At 66.3% G+C, this 25,484-nt stretch carries 24 protein-coding genes; 13 read left to right on the top strand and 11 right to left on the bottom strand.

Annotated elements, in window-relative coordinates; genetic code table 11:
- Positions 1-3 precede the first annotated feature (3 nt).
- Entirely contained in the window at positions 4-3,405 is a 3,402-nt protein-coding gene (locus IV501_RS04555; protein WP_200555448.1) for an error-prone DNA polymerase, read from the top strand.
- 73 nt (positions 3,406-3,478) lie between these two features.
- Positions 3,479-4,120: a dihydrofolate reductase family protein gene (locus IV501_RS04550; RefSeq protein ID WP_200555180.1), complete on the top strand. Its 642-nt coding sequence runs from the start codon at positions 3,479-3,481 to the stop codon at positions 4,118-4,120.
- Between the two features lie 17 nt (positions 4,121-4,137).
- Here IV501_RS04550 and IV501_RS04545 read toward each other — a convergent pair whose 3' ends face one another.
- On the bottom strand, positions 4,138-5,235 hold the full coding sequence (locus IV501_RS04545; protein ID WP_200555179.1) for a glycoside hydrolase family 6 protein: 1,098 nt from the start codon (positions 5,233-5,235) through the stop codon (positions 4,138-4,140).
- 197 nt (positions 5,236-5,432) lie between these two features.
- Positions 5,433-7,298, bottom strand: coding sequence for a DEAD/DEAH box helicase (locus IV501_RS04540; RefSeq protein ID WP_200555178.1), 1,866 nt, complete (start codon positions 7,296-7,298; stop codon positions 5,433-5,435).
- A gap of 86 nt (positions 7,299-7,384) precedes the next feature.
- Here IV501_RS04540 and IV501_RS04535 point away from each other — a divergent pair, with 86 nt between their 5' ends.
- On the top strand, positions 7,385-8,170 hold the full coding sequence (locus tag IV501_RS04535; protein WP_200555177.1) for an SGNH/GDSL hydrolase family protein: 786 nt from the start codon (positions 7,385-7,387) through the stop codon (positions 8,168-8,170).
- 89 nt (positions 8,171-8,259) lie between these two features.
- On the opposite strand, the gene IV501_RS04530 is transcribed toward IV501_RS04535, so the two are convergent.
- The 3 genes from IV501_RS04530 to IV501_RS04520 form a co-directional block, all read right to left on the bottom strand.
- Positions 8,260-9,333 (bottom strand): fatty acid desaturase family protein, encoded by a 1,074-nt coding sequence (locus tag IV501_RS04530; protein WP_307812200.1) that lies wholly within the window; start codon positions 9,331-9,333, stop codon positions 8,260-8,262.
- A gap of 180 nt (positions 9,334-9,513) precedes the next feature.
- Complete coding sequence (locus tag IV501_RS04525; RefSeq protein ID WP_200555175.1) at positions 9,514-10,785, bottom strand: D-alanyl-D-alanine carboxypeptidase family protein; 1,272 nt, start codon at positions 10,783-10,785, stop codon at positions 9,514-9,516.
- The gene (locus tag IV501_RS04520) at positions 10,782-11,603 is read right to left on the bottom strand and encodes a TrmH family RNA methyltransferase (protein WP_200555174.1); all 822 of its coding nucleotides are present in this window, start codon (positions 11,601-11,603) and stop codon (positions 10,782-10,784) included. Before IV501_RS04520 ends, IV501_RS04525 begins: the two co-directional genes overlap by 4 nt.
- Before the next feature lie 114 nt (positions 11,604-11,717).
- Between IV501_RS04520 and IV501_RS04515 the strand changes: the two genes are divergently transcribed.
- Positions 11,718-12,602: a Sir2 family NAD-dependent protein deacetylase gene (locus tag IV501_RS04515; protein ID WP_200555173.1), complete on the top strand. Its 885-nt coding sequence runs from the start codon at positions 11,718-11,720 to the stop codon at positions 12,600-12,602.
- A 44-nt stretch (positions 12,603-12,646) separates the two neighbouring features.
- Positions 12,647-13,324, top strand: a complete 678-nt coding sequence (locus IV501_RS04510) for a histidine phosphatase family protein (protein WP_200555172.1) — start codon at positions 12,647-12,649, stop codon at positions 13,322-13,324.
- Between the two features lie 39 nt (positions 13,325-13,363).
- Here the strand turns inward: IV501_RS04510 and IV501_RS16525 are convergent, their stop codons facing one another.
- Together IV501_RS16525 and IV501_RS04500 are read right to left on the bottom strand one after the other, a co-directional pair.
- On the bottom strand, positions 13,364-14,509 hold the full coding sequence (locus IV501_RS16525) for a glycosyltransferase family 4 protein (RefSeq protein ID WP_200555171.1): 1,146 nt from the start codon (positions 14,507-14,509) through the stop codon (positions 13,364-13,366).
- Positions 14,506-15,444 carry an alpha/beta fold hydrolase gene (locus IV501_RS04500; protein ID WP_200555170.1) on the bottom strand — a complete coding sequence of 313 codons (939 nt, stop codon included), beginning with the start codon at positions 15,442-15,444 and terminating at the stop codon, positions 14,506-14,508. Before IV501_RS04500 ends, IV501_RS16525 begins: the two co-directional genes overlap by 4 nt.
- 124 nt (positions 15,445-15,568) lie before the next feature.
- Here IV501_RS04500 and treS point away from each other — a divergent pair, with 124 nt between their 5' ends.
- Genes treS through IV501_RS04485 form a run of 3 tightly spaced genes read left to right on the top strand, consistent with a single transcriptional unit; the run spans position 15,569 to position 18,507 of the window.
- Complete coding sequence (gene treS, locus IV501_RS04495; protein WP_200555169.1) at positions 15,569-17,293, top strand: maltose alpha-D-glucosyltransferase; 1,725 nt, start codon at positions 15,569-15,571, stop codon at positions 17,291-17,293.
- 9 nt (positions 17,294-17,302) lie between these two features.
- Positions 17,303-18,067 (top strand): 3'-5' exonuclease, encoded by a 765-nt coding sequence (locus IV501_RS04490; RefSeq protein WP_200555168.1) that lies wholly within the window; start codon positions 17,303-17,305, stop codon positions 18,065-18,067.
- Entirely contained in the window at positions 18,064-18,507 is a 444-nt protein-coding gene (locus IV501_RS04485; RefSeq protein WP_200555167.1) for an NUDIX hydrolase, read from the top strand. Before IV501_RS04490 ends, IV501_RS04485 begins: the two co-directional genes overlap by 4 nt.
- A gap of 314 nt (positions 18,508-18,821) precedes the next feature.
- Here the strand turns inward: IV501_RS04485 and IV501_RS04480 are convergent, their stop codons facing one another.
- The 3 genes from IV501_RS04480 to glgA form a co-directional block, all read right to left on the bottom strand.
- Positions 18,822-19,070, bottom strand: a complete 249-nt coding sequence (locus IV501_RS04480; RefSeq protein ID WP_200555166.1) for a type B 50S ribosomal protein L31 — start codon at positions 19,068-19,070, stop codon at positions 18,822-18,824.
- A 122-nt stretch (positions 19,071-19,192) separates the two neighbouring features.
- Complete coding sequence (locus IV501_RS04475) at positions 19,193-19,975, bottom strand: ABC transporter ATP-binding protein (protein WP_200555165.1); 783 nt, start codon at positions 19,973-19,975, stop codon at positions 19,193-19,195.
- A 109-nt stretch (positions 19,976-20,084) separates the two neighbouring features.
- Positions 20,085-21,269, bottom strand: a complete 1,185-nt coding sequence (glgA, locus tag IV501_RS04470; RefSeq protein WP_200555164.1) for a glycogen synthase — start codon at positions 21,267-21,269, stop codon at positions 20,085-20,087.
- 46 nt (positions 21,270-21,315) lie between these two features.
- On the opposite strand from glgA, the gene glgC reads away from it, so the two are divergent.
- Both glgC and serB read left to right on the top strand, forming a co-directional pair.
- Positions 21,316-22,554: a glucose-1-phosphate adenylyltransferase gene (gene glgC / locus IV501_RS04465; protein ID WP_200555163.1), complete on the top strand. Its 1,239-nt coding sequence runs from the start codon at positions 21,316-21,318 to the stop codon at positions 22,552-22,554.
- 37 nt (positions 22,555-22,591) lie between these two features.
- Complete coding sequence (serB, locus tag IV501_RS04460) at positions 22,592-23,224, top strand: phosphoserine phosphatase SerB (RefSeq protein WP_200555162.1); 633 nt, start codon at positions 22,592-22,594, stop codon at positions 23,222-23,224.
- Positions 23,225-23,232: 8 nt separating this feature from the next.
- Here the strand turns inward: serB and fabG are convergent, their stop codons facing one another.
- Positions 23,233-23,943: a 3-oxoacyl-ACP reductase FabG gene (fabG, locus tag IV501_RS04455; RefSeq protein ID WP_200555161.1), complete on the bottom strand. Its 711-nt coding sequence runs from the start codon at positions 23,941-23,943 to the stop codon at positions 23,233-23,235.
- A gap of 105 nt (positions 23,944-24,048) precedes the next feature.
- Between fabG and IV501_RS04450 the strand changes: the two genes are divergently transcribed.
- The 3 genes from IV501_RS04450 to IV501_RS04440 are packed head-to-tail and all read left to right on the top strand — an operon-like array spanning position 24,049 to position 25,477.
- Complete coding sequence (locus IV501_RS04450) at positions 24,049-24,366, top strand: DUF3099 domain-containing protein (RefSeq protein WP_200555160.1); 318 nt, start codon at positions 24,049-24,051, stop codon at positions 24,364-24,366.
- Positions 24,363-24,620, top strand: a complete 258-nt coding sequence (locus IV501_RS04445; RefSeq protein WP_200555159.1) for a hypothetical protein — start codon at positions 24,363-24,365, stop codon at positions 24,618-24,620. The genes IV501_RS04450 and IV501_RS04445 overlap by 4 nt, the downstream gene beginning before the upstream one ends.
- Positions 24,617-25,477, top strand: coding sequence for an SURF1 family cytochrome oxidase biogenesis protein (locus IV501_RS04440; protein ID WP_200555158.1), 861 nt, complete (start codon positions 24,617-24,619; stop codon positions 25,475-25,477). Before IV501_RS04445 ends, IV501_RS04440 begins: the two co-directional genes overlap by 4 nt.
- The last annotated feature ends 7 nt before the right edge of the window (positions 25,478-25,484 follow it).

Below are 25,484 nucleotides of genomic sequence, written 5' to 3'. Positions count from 1 at the left end.
CTCATGGGCTGGAATAACCCGCCCATCCCCTGGTCGGAGCACGAACGGATGCTCTCCAGCCGCCGTCGCCCCGGCGGCCCCCCGGTCGGTGCAGACGGTGGAGACAGCCCCGGCTGGTCGCTCAAGCGCAACGCCTATGTCCCCCCGCCTGCGGAAGACAGGGTCGAGAGCGCTGTCCCCTATGCCGAGCTGCACGCGCACAGCAACTTCAGCTTTCTCGACGGAGCATCGGGGCCGGAGCACCTGCTCGAGGAGGCGGTGCGGCTCGGGCTTCACTCGCTCGCCGTCACCGATCACGACGGTTTCTACGGCATCGCCCGCATGGCAGAAGCGGCGGAGGCGCACCGCGGCATCGGCACGGTCTTCGGCGCAGAGCTCTCTTTCGACCTGACCGCGCCGCAGAATGGGTCGGCAGACCCGGAGGGCAGCCACCTCCTCGTGCTCGCCCGGCAGGAGGAGGGCTACCACCGCCTGGCCGGAGCTCTCACCTCCGCTCAACTCGCCGGGGGCGAGAAGGGGCGACCGATCTACGATCTCGACGAACTCGCCGAGCGGGCGGAGGGGCACTGGGCGATCCTCACCGGATGCCGCAAAGGCACGGTGCGACAAGCTCTCGTCGCGGGGGGTCCGCGCGAGGCAGCCCGCGAGCTGGACCGGCTCGTCGATCGTTTTGGCCACGACAACGTGATCGTCGAGTTGCACGACCACGGCAACCCGCTCGACAGCGATCACAACGACGTGCTGTTCTCCATGGCCCAGGAACAGCGGCTGCAGGTGATCGCCACGGGTAACGTGCACTACGCCCGGCCCGAGGAGCACCGGCTCGCCGCCGCGCTGGCCGCCGTGCGCGCCCGCAGGAGTCTCGACGACCTCGACGGCTGGCTGCCCGCATCCGGGGCCGCGCACCTGCGTTCAGGCGACGAGATGGCCCGCCGCTTCGCCCGCTACCCCGGTGTCGTCGAGCACACCGTCACCCTGGCCGACGAGCTGGGCTTCCGACTGCGCAGCGCGAAGCCCAAGTTGCCGAAACAGAAGGTGCCGGAAGGGCACACCCCGATGACCTTTCTGCGCCAGCTGGTGTGGGAGGCCGTGCCGCGCCGCTACGGCACGATCAGCGACGAGACCCGGGTTCGTATCGAGCGCGAGCTCGAGGTGATCGAGATGAAGGATTTCCCCGGCTACTTCCTCATCGTCTGGGACATGGTTCGCCATGCCCGCGCGCTCGGAATCCTCTGCCAGGGGCGGGGGTCGGCCGCGAATTCGGTGGTCTGCTACCTGCTCGACGTGACGGCCGTCGACCCGATCAAGTACAAGCTGCCGTTCGAGCGCTTCCTCTCCTCCACCCGCGAGGAGGAGCCAGACATCGATGTCGACTTCGACTCCGAGCGGCGGGAAGAGGTCATCCAGTACATCTACGACAAGTACGGCCGACACAATGCGGCGCAGGTGGCCAACGTCATCCAGTACCGGCCGAAGTTCGCGGTGCGCGACATGGCCAAGGCGCTCGGCGCGAGCCCCGGTCAGCAGGATGCGTGGTCGAAGCAGGTGGAGCGGCACGGCGGGCTGGTCTCGAGCACCGACCACGACATCCCGGATGCGGTGGTCGGCCTCGCACTGGAGGTGCTCGGCACCCCGAGGCACCTGGGCATCCACTCGGGCGGCATGGTGCTCACCGATCGCCCGGTCGGCGAGGTCTGCCCGATCGAGCATGGCCGCATGGACGGGCGCACGGTGCTGCAGTGGGACAAAGACGACTGCGCGTTCATGGGGCTGGTCAAGTTTGACATGCTCGGCCTCGGAATCCTGAGTGCGATCCAGCACTGCTTCGATCTGGCCCGCGATCATCTCGGCGAGCAGTGGGAGCTCGCCACCATTCCCAAGGAGGAGCAGGGCGTCTACGACCAACTCTGCCGAGCCGACTCGGTCGGTGTCTTCCAGGTGGAGAGTCGCGCGCAGATGGGCATGCTGCCGCGGATGAAGCCGCGCTGCCTGTACGACCTGGTGATCGAGATCGCGATGGTGCGGCCGGGCCCGATCCAGGGCGGTGCCGTGCACCCGTACATCCGCCGCAAGATGGGCATCGACCCGATCACCTATCTGCATCCGCTCGCCAAACCGGTGCTGGAGCGCACGCTCGGCATCCCACTGTTTCAGGAGCAACTGATGCAGCTCGCGATGGCGCTCGGCGACCTCGACGCCGACCAGGCCGACCTGCTGCGGCGGGCGATGGGGTCCAAGCGCGGGCTGGAGAAGATCGAGTCGGTGAAGGCCGACCTGTATCGCGGCATGGCGGGCCACGGCATCACCGGGGACGACGCCGACGACGTGTACAAACGCATCCAGTCCTTCGCCAATTTCGGCTTCGCCGAGAGCCACGCGCAGAGTTTCGGGTTGCTGGTCTATGCCAGCGCCTGGCTGCGGCTGCACTATCCGGCGGCGTTTCTCGCCGCGCTGCTGCGGTCCCAGCCGATGGGGTTCTATTCGCCGGCGACCCTGGTGGCGGATGCCCGGCGCCACGGTGTCGAGGTGCGACGCCCCGACATCCTCCGCTCCGACTGGCGGCCCGGCATGGAGACAGCCGCGGTCATGCGTTCACCCACCGGCGACGCGGCTTGCCTCGAGCACGAGCAGCCTGTCCCCTCCGCGAACTTCGACCCGAAGGCGCACTTCGACACGGACGACCACCGCCGCGACGGAGCCTTCGTGGTGCGGCTGGGGCTGGCCGAGGTCACCGGCATCGGCGAGAAGCTCGCGAAGCGCATCGTCGCCGATCGCGAGAAGCACGGCGACTTCGCCGACATGGCCGACCTGGTACGCCGGGTCGACCTCACGACTACCCAGCTCGAGTCTCTCGCCGCCGCCGGTGCCTTCGAGTCCTTCGGTCTCGGCATGCGCGAGGCGCTCTGGGCAGCCGGCGACGCCGCCCAGAATCGGTCGGAATACCTCGAGCACAGCACGGTGAGCGTGCAGCCGCCGCTGTTCTCGACGCCGAGCGGCATGGAGGTACTGTCGGCGGATCTCTGGGCGACCGGCATCTCGCCTGCAGACCACCCGGTGCACTACGTCCGTTCGGCACTGACCGATCGTGGGGTGCACAGCGCGGCAGACCTCCGCACGACCGAGTCCGGCCGGCGCATCGAGGTGGGCGGGGTGGTCACCCATCGGCAGCGACCGGCGACCGCGAGTGGCATCACCTTCATGAACCTCGAGGATGAGACCGGCCTGGTCAACGTCATCTGCAGCGTCGGCGTGTGGAACCGCTATCGGCGGGTGGCTCGGGATGCGCCGGCCATTATCGTGCGCGGCATCCTGGAACGCTCCCCGGAGGGCGTGACCAACCTGCTCGCCGATCGGCTGGAGGCGCTGCCCATCACCCAGCGCACGGCCTCCCGCGACTTCCGCTGAGCGTCGCGCTCTCTGATGGCGATAGCTCATTGATGGCGATCCAGTACCGTGATCGCTGAACCCAGGAGGAACCATGACCGTGCGCGTCGATCTCAACATCTCCCTCGACGGCTTCGCCACCACCACCGACCAGACGCCGGAGAACCCCTTCGGTGAGGACTGGTCGAGGCTGGTGCACACCTACGTCTCCACCCGCACCTTCCGCGAACGGGTGTTGCACGACACCAGCGGCACGGGCACCACCGGGATCAATGACGACTACGCCCAGGCCTACTTCGCCGAGCTCGGCGCCGAGATCATGGGGGCGGGGATGTTCGGGCTCCACGACCACCAGGACGACCCGGACTGGCGCGGCTGGTGGGGCAAGGAGCCGCCATTTCGAGTGCCGGTATTCGTGCTCACGCACACCCCGAGACCGACCATCGAATTCGACAACGGCACCACCTTCACCTTCATCGACGCAGCCCCGGAGGAGGCGCTGGCCACCGCTATCGCGGCGGCAGGCGGACGCGACGTGCGCGTCGGTGGTGGGCCGACCACGGTGAAGCAATTCCTCCGTGCCGGGCTCGTCGATCAACTGCACGTCGCGATCGTTCCGATCCTGCTGGGGCGTGGCATCCGGCTCTGGGATGACCTGCGCGGCCTCGAGAGCGGCTATACCATCTCGTCCGAAGCGGCCGAGAGCGGAGTCATCCACCTCACCCTGCGGCGCTGAGTGCCCAGCGGCGCGAATCAATTCGCGAGGGCCGCTCGATTCCTCACCAGATCGAGCGCATAGGACTGATACCACTTGCCCGCGGCTGGTCCCCCGTTGCAGGTTCCGTCGCTCGCCCCCGGCGTCTTCACCCAGAGCAGCGCGTCGAGGCTACCGCCGGCGGTCGAGACGCTTGGATTCTGCCCCAGGGCCGCCCCGGTCGGATTGCACCAGGTACCCTTCCAGCCCGCCCCGTTGCGCGACACGTCGATCACATAATGCTTGGTCCCGCCGAGCAGGCCCACGATCTTCTCGGCGTATGGCTGCTCCTCACTCACCCGTCGAAAGTTGGAGACATTGGTGAAGAAGCCCCTGGCGTACTGCACACCGGCCTGGGTTAGTCGATCGGCCATCACCTGCGGCTGCACCCAGTTGCTGTTTCCGCCGTCGAGGTACACCGCCACGCCGGCCTGGGCGTAGTACTGCACCACCGTGGAGATCAGGCCGAGGCGACGATCGACGATCGATCCACACCGCGCGGTGCCGAGCATCGCAATCGAATCTGGCTCCATCAACACGACGGCAGGATGTCCGCGAAGTGAGTCCGCCACCGTGCGATTGAACGCGACATAGTCCGCATCGCTGTACCCGCCGGCCGAGTACCCGCCGCAATCACGGTCGGGGATGGCGTAGATCACGAACACGGGAGTGTCGTGCGCCTGCGCCGAGGCGCTCATCATCGCGGTGAGCTTCGATGTCAACAGGTCACTGCTCCACCAGTCGCCCAACCAGGTGGCGATGGGCTGCGACGAGATCTGACCGAGGGTGTCCGCGTCTGCTGAGGCACCGGCGGTGCGCAGTTTCGCGACCTCGGTGACGGGCAACGAGGCGGGATTGAGCCAGACGCCGCCCGGATACAGGTCGGATGCACTCGCGCTATCCGGCCATCCGTTCGCCGGAGTGGAGGCGAGGTTCGACGCGCTCGGCGAGGGTGTGGCCGTCACCGTCGTTGTCGGTCCGACCACGGCGCGCTCGGTGTGAGGCGCGATCGAGGAGACAAATCCTGCTCCGACGATCACGCTGCCGAGAATCCCCGATGACAGCAGAATACGAGCGAACGTGCTGTGAGGCAGCATGGTGGTGAGCTTTCGACGACGGGTCGTCGGCGCCCCCGATGTCACCGGACGATCCCGCTTTCCAGTGTTCGTGTTACTCGCCCCCGCCCGCGACCCGCGTTCGCGGGGGCTGTCCACCCCAGTTAGAGTGTCGTGTGCTCCCCGCGGCACCGACCGACATCTCCGTCGAAATCAGCCTAGCGGGCGACGGCCACGCCTCAGCTGCGCAGGTTCTTTCGCAGGATGTCGATGCGCGCCTGGAGCTGGGTAACACTGGCCTGCGCGACCGCCGGGCCACCGGTCATCCGCCGCAGCTCCGCGTGGATGATGCCGTGCGGCTCCCCGGTCGACTTGGCCCGCATGCCCACCAGGCTGTTGAGCAGGCTGCGCTGTTCTTTGAGGTTGCGATACAGCGGTGGCGGGTCGTCAGACTCCACGCCGGATGCCTCCGAGCGCTTCTGCCTGTCGTCGATCCGCTTGGACTGCCGCGACTGGTGATGACGCAGCAGCTCCGCCACCTGGTCGGGTTCGAGAAGCCCGGGGATACCGATGAAATCGAGCTCCTCGAGGCTGCCGGTCGCCGCGCCGGTGCCGAACTCGTCGCCGTCGAACAGCACCCGGTCGAAGGCTGCTTCCGACTCCAGGGGTGTGAAGTCGAACAGCAGCGCATCGGCCGAGGCGCCCTCGACGCGATTCGCGGCATCGAGATCGTCGTCGTCGAGCAGGATCTCCTCGAGCCCCTCACCCGGCTCGCGATCGAGCGCGTGGTCGCGCTGCAACTCGAGGGTCTGCGCCAGCGCGGTCAGCGTCGGCACGCTGGGCAGGAAGATCGATGCCGTTTCCCCGCGACGTCGGGTACGCACGAAACGTCCGATCGCCTGAGCGAAGAACAGCGGTGTCGACGCCGAGGTCGCGTACACCCCGACGGCCAGTCGTGGCACGTCGACCCCTTCGGAGACCATGCGCACGGCGACCATCCAGCGCGAATCCCCCGACGAGAATTTCGCGATCCGGTCGCTCGCCCCGGCGTCGTCGGAGAGTACGACGGTGGGCTCCTGCCCGGTGATCTTCTCCAGGATGTCCGCGTAGGCGTGAGCGCTGAAATGGTCGGTCGCGATCACCAGTCCGCCGGCGTCGGGAATCCCCTGCCGCACCGAGGTGAGGCGCCGGTTGGCTGCCTTCAGCACCGCGGGTATCCACTCGCCCTCCGGGTCGAGCGCGGTGCGCCAGGCTTGCGCGGTGATGTCCTTGGTGTCGCCCTGCCCGAGCTGAGCCTCCATCTCGTCACCGGTCCGGGTACGCCAGCGCATCTTTCCCGCGTAGGCGAGGAAGATGACCGGGCGCACGACACCGTCGGCGAGGGCACGGCCGTATCCGTAGGAGTAGTCCGCCTGCGAGGTACGGATGCCGTGCTCATCCGGGTAGTAGGTGACGAACGGGATCGGCGCGGTGTCGGATCGGAACGGCGTACCGGTGAGCGAGAGACGCCGCGTAGCCGGCCCGAAGGCCTCACGGATCGCATCGCCCCAGCTGAGTGCGTCTCCACCGTGGTGCACCTCGTCGAGGATGACGAGAGTGCGCCCGCCCTCGGTCATCGTGCGGTGAAGCGCGGGCCGCATGGCGACCTGCGCATAGGTGACGGCCACCCCGTGAAAGTGTTTGCCCGCCCAGCCGTGGGCGTTCTTGAACATCGGGTCGAGCCGCAGGCTCACCTTGTGTGCGGCGTCGGCCCACTGGCGTTTGAGATGCTCGGTAGGGGCGACGACGGTGACCCGGTCGATCTTGCGTTGGGCGATCAGCTCGGTCGCGAGGCGGAGCGCGAAGGTGGTCTTTCCTGCGCCCGGCGTCGCCGCCACGAGGTAGTCCTTTGGCTCCGTCTTCCAGTAGGTGTCGAGAGCCTCTTCCTGCCAGGCTCGCAGCTTGCCAGCGGTGCCTCGTGCCGCGCGTTCCGGGAAGGCGGGCGACAGATGCTCGGCCGCGGCGCGGGCGACGGGAGGGCCGCTGTGCTGAATCTCAGCACCGGGGTGAAGCTCACCCGGGGGTGTGTTCGAACTCGTCGGGTCCGAATACAGGGGCGTGCTCATAGGAGAAAAACCCTACCTTGGGTGACTGACACCGCCGGACGCCGACCCGGTTGGCGCGGGCCTCGACGAAGGAGCATGCTTGATTCATGAGCCAGAAGCACCCGTGGTCCCGGTACGTCGCCATCGGCGATTCCTTCACCGAAGGCATCGGGGACCCTGAGCCGCAGAGCCCCGGTGGATACCGCGGCTGGGCCGATCGGGTCGCCGAGGTTCTGAGCGACCAGAATGACGACTTCTCCTATGCCAATCTGGCCGTCCGGGGTCGGCTCCTACAGCAGATTCTCGATGAGCAGGTAGGTGCCGCGCTCGAGCTGCGCCCCGACCTGATCACCATCTCCGCCGGCGGCAACGACATCATCCGGCCCAACACCGACCCCGACGAGGTGGCCAGCCGGTTGGAGAGCGGGATCGAGAAGCTCCGCTTGAACGGGGCGACGGTGGTCCTGTTCACCGGCCCCGACATCGGCATGACCCCGGTGATGCGGCGCATCCGGGGCAAGGTCGCCATCTACAACGAGAATCTCCGCGCGATCGCCCTGCGCCATGATCTCGTGGTGGCCGACATGTGGGCACTCCGAGAGCTCAAAGACACGCGGATGTGGGCGCCCGACCGCCTGCACTTCTCACCGATCGGCCACAACACCATCGCTCGCATGGTGCTGGACTCACTCAACGTGAAGAACGACCTGGAGCCGTACAAGCCGGAACCGCTGCCGAAGGTACGGTGGCGCCAGGCGCGCACGGAAGACATGGGCTGGGCGCGCGAGTACCTGGTGCCGTGGGTCATCCGGCGCATCCGTCACCAGTCTTCCGGCGACGGCATCAGCGCCAAGCGCCCGCTCGTGGCGCCGTACCGCAACACCTCGCTGTAGCCGGGGTGCGATAACCACGGTGCTGTAGGCACGAAGAAACCCCGGACCGCTCTGCGATCCGGGGTTTCGTTGTCGTGAACGTCTGCGGCTTAGCGGCCGAACTGCATCGCTGCCGGGCAGTCGAACGGACGGTTCGCCGAGAGGCCCACCTGGTTGAGGTAGCGCGTCACGATGCCGTAGGACTCGGTCAGCGTGGTCTCGGTGTACAGGATCTTGTGCGTGGCGCAGTACTCCTTGACGATCTCCTGCGCGCGGGCGAGGTGCGGGCGAGGCATGTTCGGAAACAGGTGGTGCTCGATCTGATAATTGAGCCCGCCCATGTAGCTGTCCATCAGCCAGTTGCCCTTGATGTTGCGGGAGGTGAGCACCTGGCGGCGCAGGAAGTCGACCTTGCTGTCGTGCGGCAGGATCGGCATTCCGGTGTGGTTCGGGGCGAACGAGGCCCCCATGTACACACCGAACACCGCGAGCTGCACACCGACGAAGGCGAACGCCATGCCGAGCGGCAGGCAGAGGAACACCACCGCAAGGTAGGCACCAATGCGCGTAGTGAGCATCGTGATCTCGAGCCAGCGCTTGTCGACCTTGCCCTTGCCGAACACGGTCATAAACCCGTGGCGGTGGAGGTTGACACCCTCGAGAACGAGCACGGGAAAGAAGAAGTAGCCCTGCTTGCGGGTGAACCAGGCGTAGATGCCGGTGGCCTTGGCCGCGTCGACCTCCTGGAAGGAGATGAAGTCACGCTCGATATCGGTGTCTTTGCCGATGACGTTGGGGTTCGAGTGGTGACGGCTGTGCTTGGTCATCCACCAGGAGTAGCTGATGCCGACGAACAGGTTCGCGAGCGTGCGCCCGACGAGGTCGTTGAGCTTGCCCGAGGTGAAGACCTGGCGGTGCGAGGCCTCATGGGCGAGGAAGGCGAACTGGGTGAGAATGATGCCGAGAACGCCGGCGATGAGCAGCTGGAACCAGCTGTCGCCGAGCAGAATGAAACCGGCAACTGCTCCGCCGAGGGCGAGCATCATGATGCCGAAGATCATCCCGTAGAACGATGTTCGGCGGTTGAGGAGTCCGGCGTCGCGCACTGTGCGCAGAAGAGCCGAATACTCCGTCGTGGGATTGGCGCGAGCGCCGCCCGGACGGGTCTTCGTAAAGGTGACCACGGGGGCGGTGATGGTTGTCGTCGCGGTGGCGAGAGAATCAGACACAGAACCTCGATTCGGGGATGACTTCCCAGTCGGGGTAGAAAAAGGAGCGAAATGCTCCGTTACAGATGACCCCACCCTAAGGGCACATACTGTGAGAGCTATGCACATATTCCCGAAGGAGAATGAGTGTCGCGCCTAGTCGCCAAGCCCGAACGGATGGACAAGCCGCCACCCCGCGCCAGGGTCGACGAGGCTCGCGCTGAAGGCCAACGGAACCGTGATCTGGTTCTCTCCCACCGTGAACGTCACGACCCCGGCCTTCTCGCCCCGTGAGACCAGACGGATGTCCGCCACCGACACCGCGGCCGACACCGGGGTATTCCCCCAGACCAGTACTTTCGCCCCACTGACCGCTTTCGCGCTGGTTGTGGCCGACCACGCGGTGCGGTAATTGGCGAACACCTGACCCTTATCCGCCAGGGTGATCTCGTGAAACCCCGAGGCGATCGACCGCAGCAGCCCGCTGACGGCCGGGTACAGCGTGTCGTGGTCGGGCGCGCCGAGAACAGCACCGATGATCGTCACCGTGCTCGACCCGATCTTCTGCTTGGATGCGAAGAGCAGACTCGACCCGACGTTCTCGAGGGTGCCGGTCTTTATACCCACCACCCCGTCAGAGCCGAGGAGCTGGTTGGTGTCCTTGATGGTGCCGACCTCGGGAAGGGTGAGCGTCGGGGTGTCGACGATGTCCGCGATCACCGGGTCGCCCATGGCGAGCTTTCCGAGCGCGACAAGGTCGGTCGCAGTGCTCGTGTTCGCCGGGTTGATCCCGGTTGGTTCGAGCACGGTCGTATGGCTCAGCCCGTGCTCAGCGAGCCACGTCTTCGTGGCACCGACGTAGGCGTCTTCGGTGCCGAATGCCCAGTCGGCGATCGCCTCGGCGTAGTTGTTGGCCGAGGCCATGAGCGCCACCTGCAGCACCTCGTGTTGTGACATGCTCGCGCCGACCGGCATCGGTTTGACCGTCCCGCGCAGTGCGGTGTACTTCGAGTACAGCGCACGGTCCGCCGCGCTGAACACGATCTCCGGGCCGTCGGCACCCTTCGCGAGGGGCTTGGCGTCGAGCACGACCATGGCGGTGATGATCTTGGTGATGCTCGCCATCGGGAGCGCTTCTTCGGTGCCGCTCACCGAGAGCAGATCGGGGTAGCCGACCGCTCCGAACGCGCTCGCGCCGAAACCGGGCCACGCGAGTTGAGCGGCCGCTGCCTGCAGCGGTGGTGGAGGAGTGACGCTGCGCTGCGCGACGCCAAGGGGCGCGAGCAAGCTGAACGGCAGATACAGAACGATCGCGAGAATGACCAGCACCGCCGACCCCACGGCGATGCGACGCTGGAGATACCGTCGCCGACGACTCGGCACGTGTTCGGGCGGATGCGGCGGCAGACCGGTGACCACAGAGCTCATACGCCCGGCCGGATCGCCCAGAGCGCCACGGCGCTGGCGGAGGCGACGTTGAGCGAGTCGACACCGTGCAGCATCGGAATCGTGACGATGGAGTCCGCCGCGTGGATTGCCGCGCGGCTCAGACCGTCTCCCTCCGAACCCAGGAGTAGCGCTATCTTCTCCGGCGCGGTGGCGGCAAAGGTGCCGAGGTCGACCGCGTCATCCGCGAGAGCGAGCGCCGCGATGTGAAATCCAGCGGCATGAAGGATGTCCGCGCCCTCCGGCCACTCTGGAATGCGAGTCCACGGCACCTGCAGCACCGTTCCCATGCTCACCCTGACGCTCCGACGATAGAGAGGATCAGCGCACCGCGGGGTCACCAGCACGGCATCGGCGCCGATCCCGGCCGCGGCACGGAAGATCGCCCCGACATTGGTGTGGTCGACGACATCCTCGATCACCACGATGCGAGTGGCACCGGCGATGACCTCGGCCGCTGGACGCAGCTCCGGCCGATGCATCGAGGCGAGGGCCCCACGGTGAAGGTTATATCCGGTAAGTTTCTCGAGCAGCGCGGCCGAGCCGACGTAGACCGGAGTGTCGCTGCCGTCGAAGTCAGGCCCGGTGAGGAGCGCTTCGACATCCGGAAGCCACTGTCCTTGTAGCAGCACGGATCGGGGCACGTGACCGGCGCGGAGCGCTCGGCCGATGACCTTGGTCGATTCGGCGATGTACAGCCCACCGGCCGGCTCGCTCACGCGACGCAACGCCACGTCGGTGAGCCTCGAATAGTCAGCGAGCGCCGGGTCGTCGAGGTCGTCGATATGGATGATGTGCATAGTTCTCCTGGCCCCGTGCCGACCGAGACGACCGATCTGCAGCTTTCGGAAACATATCCGAAAACTCCGGTGTTTAGGCTATTGACACCGCGTGAGCGGGGAGATGAGGGCGACATGGCTACCGATAGCGCTGCAACGGAAAGCACGGTTCAGTCGCGCGCGTCCAGCGCCTGGGCCCCCGCCCCTGCCGAAGAGCTGGATGCCGCCGCCGAGGTTCTGCGCGGCAAGACCATTGCTGTGCTCACCGGTGCCGGAGTGAGCACCGATTCCGGGATTCCCGATTACCGGGGCGAGGGCGCTCCCCCGCGCAACCCGATGACATTCCAGCAGTTCCTCAGCGATGCGGCGTACCGCCAGCGCTACTGGGCCGGCAGCCACCTCGGGTGGCGACGTTTCGACGGAGCCCGCCCGAACGATGGACACCGCACCATCGCGGCGATGGAGAACGCCGGACTCGTTAACGGGGTGATCACGCAGAACGTCGACGGCCTGCACCTGCGTGCAGGATCGCAGCGCGTTGTGGATCTGCACGGCACTATGGATCGCGTGCGCTGCCTCACCTGCGGACAGACCTTCGCCCGCGCAGACATCGCCCAGCGAATCGCCGATGCCAATCCCTGGCTCGATGAGCCGGACTCGTTCGAGCTCGGTCCAGATGGAGACGTGGAGTTCACCAAGATCGATGCCTTCGAGACGCCGGTCTGCACCGTCTGCGGCGGCATCCTCAAACCCGACATCGTGTTCTTCGGCGAGTTCATCCCGACCGACAAGTTCGTCGAGGCCAGTGCCCTCGTCCGGTCGGCCGGCGCGCTGATCATCGCCGGCTCATCGTTGGTGGTCAACTCCGGCATTCGACTTCTCGATCAGGCGACTAAACGACGGATGCCGGTGGTCGTCATCAACCGAGGCGAGACCAAGGGCGACTCCCGCGCCACCGTTAAACTGAACGCGGGCACGACGGGAACTCTCGCGGAGCTGGCCGAGCGCCTCGCTTCCTGAAGAGAAACGACGGGCCTAGCCGCCAATCCGGAAGCCTTCGCCACGTGACTCTGCTCTACCTCGTCCGCCACGGACAGACCGACTGGAACCTGCAACGCCGCATTCAGGGCAGCACAGACATCCCGTTGAACGACACCGGCCGGGATCAGGCTCGCCGCGCGGGGCGCCTGCTCGCTCGCCGACATTGGGACGTCCTGGCGTCGAGCCCCCTGTCACGCGCGTACGAAACGGCGGAGATCATCGGGGCCGAGATCGGGCTCGGCAGCTTCGGCCCGGCCGAGATCGAGATCGAGCCCGACCTGGTCGAGCGTGCGTACGGCGACGCCGAGGGCCTGTCCGGCGAGGAACTCGATCGGCGCTTTCCCGACGACACGCCGGTACCAGGCCGGGAGCGGCGCACGGATGTCGCGGCCCGCGCCATCGCCGCGCTCGTGACGCTCGGCGAACGCCACCCGGGAGCCGGCATCGTCGTGGTGACGCACGGCGGGGTCATCCGTTCTGTGATGAATGCCGTCGCCCCCGGCGCGCTCGCTCACAGCGGTGTGCCGATCTCGAACGGCTCGATCCACAGCTTTGAAATCGTTGCGGGAACGCCGCGCCTCATCGCGTTCGACGATCCGATCGAGTGGGACTCGGTCGACGTCCACCTCACCGTGGACCTCGACGGCGACTCGAACGGTCGTGCAGACGACGTCGCGGAGCAGAACGCCGCCGAGCGCTGAGTCCCGCGCTGATTCCGGCAGCGGCGCGAGCTGTCGTGCCTAGACCGGCGGTGTTGAGCGGCGTCGTACCGCCTTGGCAGTGCGTACCGGTGCGTCGGGCACCAGCCCGGTCACCAGGTCGTACATCCGCCGGGCCGATTCGTCCCAGCTGAATTCGCCGGCGTGAGCGCGAGCGCGGGCGCTCTGCGCCACCCAGCTCTCCGGCTCGTCCATCGCCAGAACGGCATCAGCGAAGGCGCGAGGATTCTCCTGATCGAAGAACACCGCGGCGTCACCGCCGACCTCGTGGAACAGCGGAATGTCACTCAGCACCACCGGCGTGCCGGCGTTTTGGCCCTCGATCAGCGGGATTCCGAAACCCTCGTCACGACACGCGGTCACCATGGCTGTCGCCTGCGCCAACACTTCGGCGTAGCGCTCATCACTGACGCCGTTCTCGAACACGATCGAGCCACTCGGTCCCAGCGCTGCGATGCGTTCCCTCGCCTCGTCGGAGATACGACTGAGCAACCGCAGGGTGTACCCGGGCAGGTGGTGCATCGCCGCGGCAAGGGTCTCGACATTCTTGTTCGGCTGGAAGGTGCCCATGTAGACGAGTTGCTTGCGCAGCTCACCAGACTCGTCGACGATTGCCTGCGGGTATTCCCGCGGCGGCAGCCCCGAGTCGTCGATTCCGGGCCGGATGACGCTGAGTGGGCGCTTGGTGAGCCGAGCGTCGATCATCTCCTGCTCGCAGTTATACGAGCCGGTCACTACCGCCTCGGCACGGTTCAGCGTCCAGCGCTGCGGCCAGTAGGTGAGGTGGTACAGAAACCAGATCAGCCTCACGATCGGCGTGAACTCCTTCGGGGGCGTGCGGTTGCGGTAGAACACCATGTCGTGAACGGTGAGCACCATCTTGTAGCCCCGGCGCCCGGTCGATCCGATGGTCTGCATCGGGCAGAAGACGACGTCGGGGTGCTCGCGGTTGAGGGTCAGCAAGGGGATGAACGGCTCGAGCAGGCTGTGCCCGGGCCTGGACTTGATCCACGGCAGGTCGGGCAACATGGTGAGCTGGCGCTCGTCGTGGATGAGCATCGTCACGGGATGCAGCTTGGAGAATGCCGCCACCAGCCCCGCCGAATAGCGGCTGATGCCGTCGTGGCGGGGAAACCGCACGAACCGGCAATCGAAGATCACTTTCACGGGAGCGGATCACCTTCGGCTCCGACACTGCCGGGGGAAGCGCCGTCGAGCTCCGCCACGAAGTCGGCGATGGCCGCGGCCGCGGGCACCGGGACCTCGTAGTGGATGAGATGGCCGACACCGGGAAGCACCGTGAGCCGGGCATCCGCGAGCTTCGCGTGAAGCCCACGCACCGCGTCGATCGGCGTGATCTCGTCGAGCTCTGCTGCCACCAGCAGCGTCGGCACGGTGATCTGTTCGGCGAACTCGCCCACGTGCGTGCTGATCGAGGCCTCGAAAGCCTCGACCACGACATCCCGCGTGGCGAAGCGGCCGAAGAACGTGTGGTGTTCGCGGTGGATCCAGCGACGCAGGTTCTTGTCTGTGGTCTTCACCATCGCCGAGCTCACGAACTGCGTCACGATCCAGTGCCGCAGCAACCAGGTTCCGACCGACACCGGCAGACGGCCTGCGAGGCGGTAGAACTTGACGGTGACGGCGGTCGCGAGGCGGTTCGGGCCGTCGAGTCCGGAGATCGCGATCGGATTCACCAGCACCAGGCCGCGAGGCGAGAGACCGTTGGCAAGCGCCTGGGACGCGATGATCGATCCGAAGGAGTGGCCGAGCAGGATCGCCGACTCGCTCAGACCGAGGGCGCTCATGAACGCCTCCAGCCACGCCGCGTAGCCGGGGATGTCGTGGCTGGCCTCGGTGAGCGGCGTCGATTCCCCGAAGCCGGGGAGATCGGGCCCTATCCAGCGGATGCCGGGAAGCTGAGCGATCACCGGCTCCAGACCGTGGTGCTCACCCCGATATCCATGCGCGACGACGATCGTCGTGGGCGCGTCGGGGTCTCCGTAGCTCCAGTACCGGGTGGTCGAGCCCAGGATCTCGATCTCGTGACGCTCGATCGGCAGTGCCGCGAGCAGTGCTGCATAAGGGGATTCAATGGCCATCGTTCGCCAGTCTATGGATTGTTCGGGTCCGTCGCGGTGCCGTTGGGAACCCGCGCCTAGACTCTTAACACGACTGTCATGTGCTGTACATCGACGGTGAGAAATGCTCTGGAGAGGAGCACCAGTGAGCTTTACCGCACCGATCCAACTGCCGGGCCTCACCCTCGATCCGCGGTGGTACAAGCGGTCGGTGTTCTACGAGGTCATGGTGCGCTCGTTCGTCGACAGCAATGGCGACGGCTCGGGCGACCTGCAGGGGCTGCTCTCCAAGCTCGACTATCTGCAGTGGCTCGGAATCGATGCGCTCTGGCTCCCGCCGATCTACCACTCTCCCCTCCGCGACGGCGGGTACGACGTCGCCGACTTCCGCAGCATCCTTCCGGAGTTCGGCACGCTCGACGAGTTCAAAGACCTCGTCACCAAGGCTCACGAACGCAACATGCGCATCGTGATCGACTTCCCGTTGAACCACACGTCGGACCAGCACGAGTGGTTTCTCCAGTCCCGCAGCGACCCGGACGGCCCGTTCGGCGACTTCTACGTCTGGAACGACGACGACGAGAAGTACCCGAATATCCGCATCATCTTTGTCGACACCGAGGACTCGAACTGGTCGTTCGACTCCCAGCGTCGACAGTTCTACTTCCACCGCTTCTTCTCGCACCAGCCCGACCTCAACTTCGAAAACCCGGCTGTGCAGGATGCCGTGATGGACATCATGCGGTTCTGGCTCGACCTCGGGGTCGATGGCATCCGTCTCGACGCGATCCCGTACCTCTTCGAGTCCGACGAGGGCAACGGTGAGGGCGAGGCACCGACGCACGAGTACATCAAGCGCATCCGCCAGATGTTCGATGACGAATACCCCGGCCGCATCATGATCGCGGAGGCGAACCAGTGGCCGCGCGAGGTTGCAGCGTTCTTCGGCACCGACGAAGAGCCGGAGTGCCACATGGCCTTCGACTTCCCGGTCATGCCCCGCATCTTCTACTCCCTGCGTTCGCAGAACGCGGGCGAGCTGAAGCGCATCCTGTCGGAGACCACGGATATCCCCGATGGTGCCGGCTGGGGCGTCTTCCTGCGCAACCACGACGAGCTCACCCTCGAAATGGTCTCTGAGGAGTACCGGCAGGCCATGTACGGCTGGTATGCATACGACCCCCGGATGCGCTCCAATGTGGGCATCCGTCGGCGCCTCGCTCCGCTGCTCGACAACTCCCGAGCAGAGCTGGAGCTGGCGCACGCGCTGCTGTTCAGCCTGCCGGGCAGCCCGTTCCTGTACTACGGCGACGAAATCGGGATGGGTGACAACATCTGGCTCCCGGATCGCGATGCATCCCGCACTCCCATGCAGTGGACGCCAGACCGCAACGCCGGCTTCTCGTCCGCAGACCCGGGAAAGCTCTACCTGCCAGTGGTCCAGTCGCTGGTCTACAACTACACGCTCACGAACGTGGAGTCCCAGCTCGCACAGTCTCGGTCGTTGCTGCACTGGGTGCGCAATGTGATCCACGTGCGCAAGGCCCATCCGGCATTCGGGCTCGGCACGATCACGATGCTCGAGACCGACCACGAGTCGGTGATCGCTTTCGTGCGCAGCTATGAGGGGTCTGGTACGCAGTTCGGTGACTCCGCGGAAGACGTGCTCTGCGTGTTCAGCTTCGCCCACAATCCGATCGCGGTGACCATCAAGGCGGAGCAGTTTGCCGGCTCACACCTCTTCGACCTGTTCGGCGGCGGGGAATTCCCCACCGTTGGCGAGGACGGATCGATCACCCTCACGCTCGCTACCCAGAGCTTCTACTGGCTGCACGTCGGGTCTCCCGGTTTCGTCAGTGCTCGGTCGTAGGGTTACGGCGTGACCAGCACCTCCGATATCAGCAGCCCCGCTACCAGTGGCCCAGGCACCAGCGGCCCGTGGTTCGACCGTCTCGGCGTCTTCGATCTGGAGACGACCGGTATCGACACCGAGACGAGTCGGATCGTTTCGGCGTACGTTGGGGTGATCGACGCCGACGGGGCACCGAAGGGCGTGTCGTGGCTCGCCGATCCCGGTGTCGAGATCCCCAGCCAGGCAACGGCCGTGCACGGCATCACCACCGAGCGCGCCAGAGCCGAAGGACGTTCGGCGCCGGAGGTCGTCGCGGAGATCGTGGCGGTGCTGCGTGCGCTGCTCGCTCAGGGCGTCCCTCTGGTGGTCTACAACGCCGCTTACGACCTCACGCTGTTGCACCACGAGTGCCTGCGCTACGGCATCGAGCCGCTGATCGATCCGACGCCGGTCATCGATCCCCTGGTGATCGATCGGGCGATGGACCGCTATCGCAAGGGCAAGCGCACCCTCGAGGCCGCGGCCGAGTTCTACGGTGTCGAGCTCATGGACGCTCACGACGCCGAGGCAGATGCCGTGGCCGCCGGCCGCGTCGCCCAGGCGATCGCTCGCAAGTACTCCGACACCCTCGGTGACGATGTCGTCATGGTGCACACCAACCAGGTGGCCTGGGCGTCAGACAGCGCGGCCAGCTTTCAGGAGTACATGCGCCGCACCAAAGATCCTGCGTTCGTCGCCGACGGCGTCTGGCCGATGCGTGCTGCGCTCGGCGCATCCCTCAGCGCCCGGTGACCGACTCGGACTCCCCCGCGGTTCTGCGTATCGTCGCCGCGCTCGTCGTCGACGAGCGTGGCAGAGCACTGCTGGTGCGCAAACGCGGCACCACACGATTCATGCAGCCGGGCGGCAAACCCGAGGCCGGGGAGACGGATGCCGCAGCTCTCGCCCGCGAACTGCAGGAGGAGCTCGGTCTGGTCGTCGACCCCGACGAACTCGTTCTGGTGGGCCGGTACTCGGCGGACGCGGCGAACGAGGCCGACACGGTGCTCGACGCCCGTGTCTTCGACGCCCCGATCATCCTCGGCCCGATCGTCGACACGATCGAGGTTGCGCAGGAGATCGTCGAACTCGTCTGGGTCGACCCGGCCGACCCGGGGGCGATCGCGCTTGCACCGCTCAGCAGCGAGATCCTGCTGCCGCTCCTCGCCTCCCGCAATTCACCGGTCGAGTAGCGCCCGCGCGTTCGCCACCCCATACCCGCTGGATTTCGATACGCGTGCTCGTCCCTTGCGCGCTACTCAATCAGCGTCACCCCGCTGGTCGAGTAGCGCCCGAGCGCCCGCGCGAGGACGCGTATCGAGGCCCTGTCGCGGTGGATTTCGATACGCGTGCTCGTCCCTCGCGCGCTACTCAATCAGCATCACCCCGCTGGTCGAGTAGCGCCCGCGCGCCCGCGCGAGGACGCGTATCGAGGCCCTGTCGTGATGAGGCGTTAACGCAACAATGGCGCCCGGCCGAAGCCGAGCGCCATCCTTGGTGGCAGGTGTTACTTGCCGAAGTTCTTGTAACGCGAGTTGAACTTCTCGACGCGACCGGCGCTGTCGAGGATGCGCTGCTTACCCGTGTAGAACGGGTGCGAGGCGGAGGAGATCTCCACGTCGATGACCGGGTAGGTCTCACCGTCGAGCTCGATGGTCTTGTCGCTCGAGACCGTCGAACGGGTGAGGAAGGTCTCGCCACTGGCGAGGTCGCGGAAGACGACCGGTGCGTACGTGGGGTGGATGTCAGACTTCATCGTTATTCCTTGGGTGATTGTTGGTGTGAAGAAGAAAAAGTGTTCGGGGCTCAGGGAGCCAACGAGCAATCTTATCAGACGCGGGCCGGATGCTGCGCTAGCTCGGCGCCGGCGAACCTGGATCAAACAGCGTGGGCGCTGAACCGACCGTCGTTCTCGTCGAGCTCGAGCGCGAGTCCGAAGGTGTCGCCGAGGTTGGCTGCGGTGATCACCTCGCGGATCGGTCCCGACGCCGTGACCGCACCGTCGGCAAGCAGCAACGCATGGGTGAAGCCCAGCGGGATCTCCTCGACGTGGTGGGTGACCATGATGATGGCGGGAGCCTTGGGAGCCTGCGCGTACCCGCTGAGCAACTGCAGCAGTTCCTCCCGCGCGCCGAGGTCGAGACTTGCCGCCGGCTCGTCGAGTAGCAGCAACTCCGGGTCGGTCATCACCGAGCGGGCGATCTGCACCCGCTTCTGTTCGCCATCGCTCAGGTCACCGAAGTTGCGAGACTCGAACGCGCTGAGCTTCCACTCCGCGAGCACGCGCTGGGCGCGACGGGTGTCGACGTCTTCGTAGGCCTCGTTCCAACGCCCGGTGACGGAGTAGGCGGCGGTGAGCACGACATCCAGCACCTTCTCGTTCTTCGGGATCCGGCGAGCCATCGCCGTCGAGGCGAAACCGATGCGCGGGCGCAGGTCGAACAGGTCGGCGGTGCCGAGCGTGCTGTCGAGGATCTCGACCGTTCCCGCGCTCGGGTGGCTCTGCGCGGCCGCCAGCTGCAGCAGCGTCGTCTTTCCCGCTCCGTTCGGACCGAGGATGACCCAACGCTCGTCACTGTCGACCGTCCAGTTCAGCGAATCGAGGATGGTGGTGCCGTCTCGAACGACGGACACGTCGGTGAACTGGAGAACGCGAGCCATGTCTCAACCCTACCGATCCGACGGCGCCGTCTGGCGCAGCACGCCCCCTACGACAGCGTGCTTCTCCGAAAGCACGGTCCTACGACGACACTCCCTAGGACGGCACGCCCTAGGAAAGCACCGACGCGTAGACCTCCTGCGTCCGCTTCGCGATTGCCGCCCAACCGAAGTCGCGCTCCGCCCGCTCACGACCCGCCGCGCCCATTGCGCGCGCCGTCTCAGGATCGCTGACGACCTCGGTGAGGATGCGCGCCAGGTCGTCCACGAACTTCTGCGGGTTGAGCGGGGTGCCGGTACCGTCCTCTGCCTGCTCGATCGGCACCAGTCGTCCGGTGACGCCCTCGTCGATGACCTCGGGGATGCCGCCGGTCGCCGTTCCGACCACCGGCGCCCCACAGGCCATGGCCTCGAGGTTCACAATGCCGAGCGGCTCGTAGATCGACGGGCAGACGAAGGTGGTCGCCGCAGTGAGCACGGCGGAGAGGTCGGGCTGGCTGAGCAGCTCCTCGATCCAGACGACGCCGGTGCGCTCTTTCTGCAATTCGGCGACTCCTTCGCGAACCTCGGCGAGGATCTCGGGGGTGTCCGGGGCTCCCGCGCAGAGCACGAGCTGCACGTCTTTGGGCAGCTGGGCGGCGGCGCGCAGCAGATACGGAAGACCCTTTTGCCGCGTGATCCGCCCGACGAACACGACGGAGGGACGGGTCGGGTCGATGCCGAGCGTGGCCAGCAGCTCGGGGTTTTCGGTCGGCACCCATGTGGTCAGGTCGATGCCGTTGTGCACAACCGAGACCTTCTGCTCGTCGAGGAACGGATACGAGCGCAGGATGTCGCGGCGCATGCCATGGCTCACGGCGATGATCGCGTCGGCCGCCGCAAACGCGCCGCTCTCGATCCAGCTGGAGACGCGGTACCCACCACCGAGTTGCTCGGCCTTCCATGGGCGGAGCGGCTCGAGGCTGTGCGCGGTGATGACGTGAGGGATGCCGTGCAGCAGCTGAGCGAGCTGACCGGCACCGTTCGCGTACCAGGTGTGTGAGTGCACCAGATCCGCTCCCCCAGAGTCCTGCGCCATCTGCAGGTCGACCCCGAGTGTCGCGAGCGCGGGGTTCGCGTTGGTTAGCTGCGGCGGAACCAGGTAGGCGTACACGCCCTGTTCATCGCGCGGCAGACCGAAGCAGCGCACGAGAACGTCGACGTCGACGCGCAGTGCCTTGACGAGTTCTGCGACGTGCACACCGGCACCGCCGTAGACCTCTGGCGGATATTCCCGGGTCAAAAGATCGACTCTCATCCCGTGAACGCTAGTACATGGGCAGCATTCACGTACTGTATGAGCCATGGCATCGAAGAAGATCTTTGGCATTGTCCTTGCGGGCGGTGAAGGTAAGCGGCTTATGCCCCTGACTGCGGATAGGGCAAAGCCCGCCGTCCCCTTCGGCGGCAATTACCGCCTCATCGATTTCGCCCTGTCGAACCTGATCAATTCGGGGCTTCGGCAGATCGTCGTACTGACCCAGTACAAGTCGCACAGTCTCGACCGGCACGTCTCGCAGACCTGGCGCCTCGACGGCATCACGAGTTCTTACGTGGCCTCGGTACCGGCCCAGCAGCGTCTCGGCAAGCGCTGGTTCGCCGGCTCTGCCGACGCCATCCTGCAGTCGCTCAACCTGCTGCGCGACGAAAAGCCCGACATCGTCGTCGTGGTTGGTGCTGACCACGTGTATCGCATGGACTTCAGCCAGATGATCGACGCCCACATCGCCTCCGGCGCCGGTGTCACGGTCGCCGCGATCCGGCAGCCCATCTCGCTGGCCGACCAGTTCGGGGTGATCGAGCTCGACGCCGACGACCCCACCCGCATCGCGCAGTTCTTGGAGAAGCCGAAGAATGCCGTCGGTCTCGCCGATTCGCCTGGCGAGGTTCTCGCCTCGATGGGTAACTACGTCTTCGACGCCGATGTGCTGATCGACGCGGTGCTGCGCGACGGGGAGGTGCCGACCTCCAATCACGACATGGGCGGCGACATCGTCCCCGACTTCGTCTCCCGCGGTGACGCCGCGGTCTACGACCTCAATCGCAACGAGGTTCCCGGCGCCACCGATCGCGACCGCTACTACTGGCGGGACGTCGGAACCATCGAGTCGTTCTTCGACGCGCACCAAGACCTGATCTCTGCCCTACCGATCTTCAACCTGTACAACAGCAACTGGCCGATCTTCAGCCAGCAGCTCAACTCGCCGCCGGCGAAGTTCGTGCGCGACTCGAAGGGCAACCTCGGCACCACGATCGACTCGATCGTCTCGCTGGGGTCGTTGCTGTCCGGTGCCCATATCGAACGCAGCGTGCTCGGGCCGTGGGCGACTGTCGAGTCTGGCGCCCAGGTGGTGGACTCGATCGTCTTCGACCGCGTGCGCATCGGGCCCGACTCGATAATCCGTCGCGCGATCCTCGACAAGGAGGTCGTGATCAGCCCCGGTGCAACGGTGGGCGTCGACGCGGATGCCGACCGGGCTCGCGGCTTCACGGTGACAGACTCGGGCATCACCGTGGTCGGCAAGGGCGTCACCGTCTCCTAGGCGATTTCCGCTTCGCGCTACCCGATACCCTTGGGCGGTGCCTCGTTTCCTCGTAGTCCTCGACGTCGATTCCACCCTCATCGAGAACGAGGTGATCGAGCTGCTCGCCGATGCGGCTGGTTCCGGCGCCACGGTGGCCGAGATCACCGCCTCTGCAATGAACGGCGAGGTGGACTTCGAGCAGAGTCTGCGCGCCAGGGTCGCGACGCTCGCGGGACTGCCCGACGGCGTCTTCGCAACCATCGCCGCGAAGATCCGGGTCACCGCGGGCGTGCCAGAGCTCATCGCCGGTGTTCATGCCGCGGGCGGTCGCGTAGGCGTCGTATCGGGTGGATTCCACGAGCTGATCGATGAGCTGGCCGAGGATCTCGGCCTCGACTACTGGAGTGCCAACCGCCTCGAGGTGACTGACGGCATCCTGACCGGCGGTCTGGTCGGCCCGATCATCGACGCGCAGGCCAAAGCACAGACTCTCACCGCCTGGGCGAACGACTTCGGGGTGCCGCTGGCCCATACCGTCGCCGTGGGCGACGGGGCAAACGACCTGCCCATGATGGCCATCACCGGGCTGGCGGTCGGCTTCGACGCCAAGGCGCCGGTGCGCGACGAGGCGGATGTCCTGCTCGACGTACGCGACCTGTCGCGCGTTCTGCCACTGCTGGGGTTGTAGCCCGCGGGCTAGTGCCCCATGCCGAGGCCGCCGTCGACGGGAATGACCGCGCCGGAGATATAGCCCGCGTCGTCTCCCGCGATCCAGGTGACCACCTTGGCGACCTCCTCCGCACTGGCGAAACGCCCGGCCGGGATCGATTTCTTGTACTCGGCCTGCTGGGCCTCGGGAAGCTCCGCGGTCATGTCGGTCTCGATGAACCCGGGCGCGACGACATTCGCCGTGATCCCGCGGGCGCCGAGCTCGCGCGTCACCGAGCGGGCGAGTCCGATCAGACCGCTCTTCGAGGCGGAGTAGTTGACCTGCCCGGCCGACCCGAGCAGTCCGACCACGCTGGAAATCAACACGATGCGGCCGAATCGAGCCTTCAGCATGCCCTTCGATGCGCGCTTGACCACGCGGAAGGCACCGGAGAGATTGGTGTCGATCACCGAGGTGAAGTCGTCTTCGCTCATGCGCAGCAGCAGGGTGTCCTTGGTGATGCCGGCGTTCGCGACGACCACCTCGACCGGCCCGAGCTCGGCCTCGACCGCGGTGAAGGCCGCATCGAGGGAGGCGGAGTCGGTGACGTCGGCGACCACGGTGAGCGCGCCATCCGGTCCCGATCCCGAGCGAGCGGTGACCGCGACGCGGTGGCCCTGGGCGATGAACTCTTCGGCGATGGCGCGGCCGATTCCGCGATTGCCTCCCGTGACGAGAACGGTGCGGGGAGTGGACATGCTGGCTCACTTTCGGTGGAGGTGGGGCCGCGGTCCGTCGTCTTCCGAAAGCTCCGGCGGCACCGGCAAACTTCCACGATTCTAGACGTAGGCTTGAGCTTGCCCATGGCGAAGATGCAATCGATAACCAGCATTCCCCGGTCTCCACAGGACGACCGGCGCAGTCGCGTGATCCAATACTCGATTGCCATGGCAATCCGCATGGTCTGCATCGTGCTCTGCCTGTTCGTTCGAGGCTGGTGGTTGCTCCTTCCGGCGATCGGCGCGGTGGTTCTCCCGTACATCGCCGTGGTGCTGGCGAACGCGACGACGCAGCGCGGGTCGGCCCCGGTGCTTCGCCCGGGCGGCATCGTGCGGGTCGCTCCGATCATCCCCACACCAGCGGATGCTCCGCCCGCTGGCCATGACGAGTCGCACCGGTGATCGGGCTCGGTCTCGATCCCGCCGAGGTGCTGGATCCGATCTGTTCTCGCGCGGGATGCCGAGAAGCCGCCGCCTGGAACGTCAACTGGCGCAATCCCCGCATCCACACCGCTGACCGGGTCAAGGTCTGGCTGGCCTGCGACGACCACGCGGACTATCTGCGCGACTACCTCGAAGCCCGGGACTTTCCGGTGCTGGTGACCGCGGTCGGCACGACCGTCGACCGTGTGCCCGACGTAACGAGTCGCGCGTGAAGATCCTCCGTCTCGCCCTCACCCGCCGCTGGCTCGGCTATCTCGCCGTCGCGATCGTCTTCGCGATCGTCTGCATCGGACTCTCGAAGTGGCAGGTCGACCGCACCAACGAAGCTCGCTCGGCCAATCAGCTCGTGCAGCGTAACTTCGACAGCACGCCGACGCCGCTGACGGATGTTCTCCCCTCGCGCACTGCGTTCGCCGCGAACCAGGAGTGGAAGCAGGTCGCGCTGCGCGGCGAGTACCTCATGAAAGACCAATTGCTCGTGCGCAACCGACCGCTCGACGGCAACCCCGGGTTCGAGGTGCTCACGCCGCTGAAGCTCGCCGACGGTTCGGTCTTCGTCGTCGACCGCGGATACGTGCCGACCGGCAATGACCAGGATGCGCCTGACAGCGTTCCTGCCCCGGCCGCCGGTGAGGTTTCGGTGGTCGTCCGCCTGCAGAAGGGCGAGCCCACCCTCGACGGACGCAGCGCCGGCTCCGGCCAGATCGCCACCATCCACCTGCCGACAGTGGCCAAGCTGGTGAAGCTCCCCACCTACACCGGGGCATACGGACTGATGGTCTCGGAGTCCCCCGCCGCCGCAACGCGACCGGTTGCCGAGGCGGCTCCCACCCTCGATGAGGGATTGCACATCTCGTACGCGATTCAGTGGGTGCTGTTCGGAATCATGGCGTTCCTCGGCCTCGCCTATGCGATCCGGCAGGAGTACCGCATTCGTAACGCCGACGATCCCGAGGAGCGGAAGAAGGCCGCAGAGCGCGAACGACGCAAACTGGCCAAGCCACGCAGCGACGCGGAGATCGAAGACGCGCTGCTGGAGAGTTCAGATTCGATGGCCGACTCCCGCTGACGCGGTG

It is taken from the genome of Lacisediminihabitans changchengi (genome assembly GCF_016634425.1).
Lineage (GTDB): Bacteria > Actinomycetota > Actinomycetes > Actinomycetales > Microbacteriaceae > Lacisediminihabitans > Lacisediminihabitans changchengi.
This window is presented reverse-complemented; position numbering and strand designations above follow the sequence as displayed.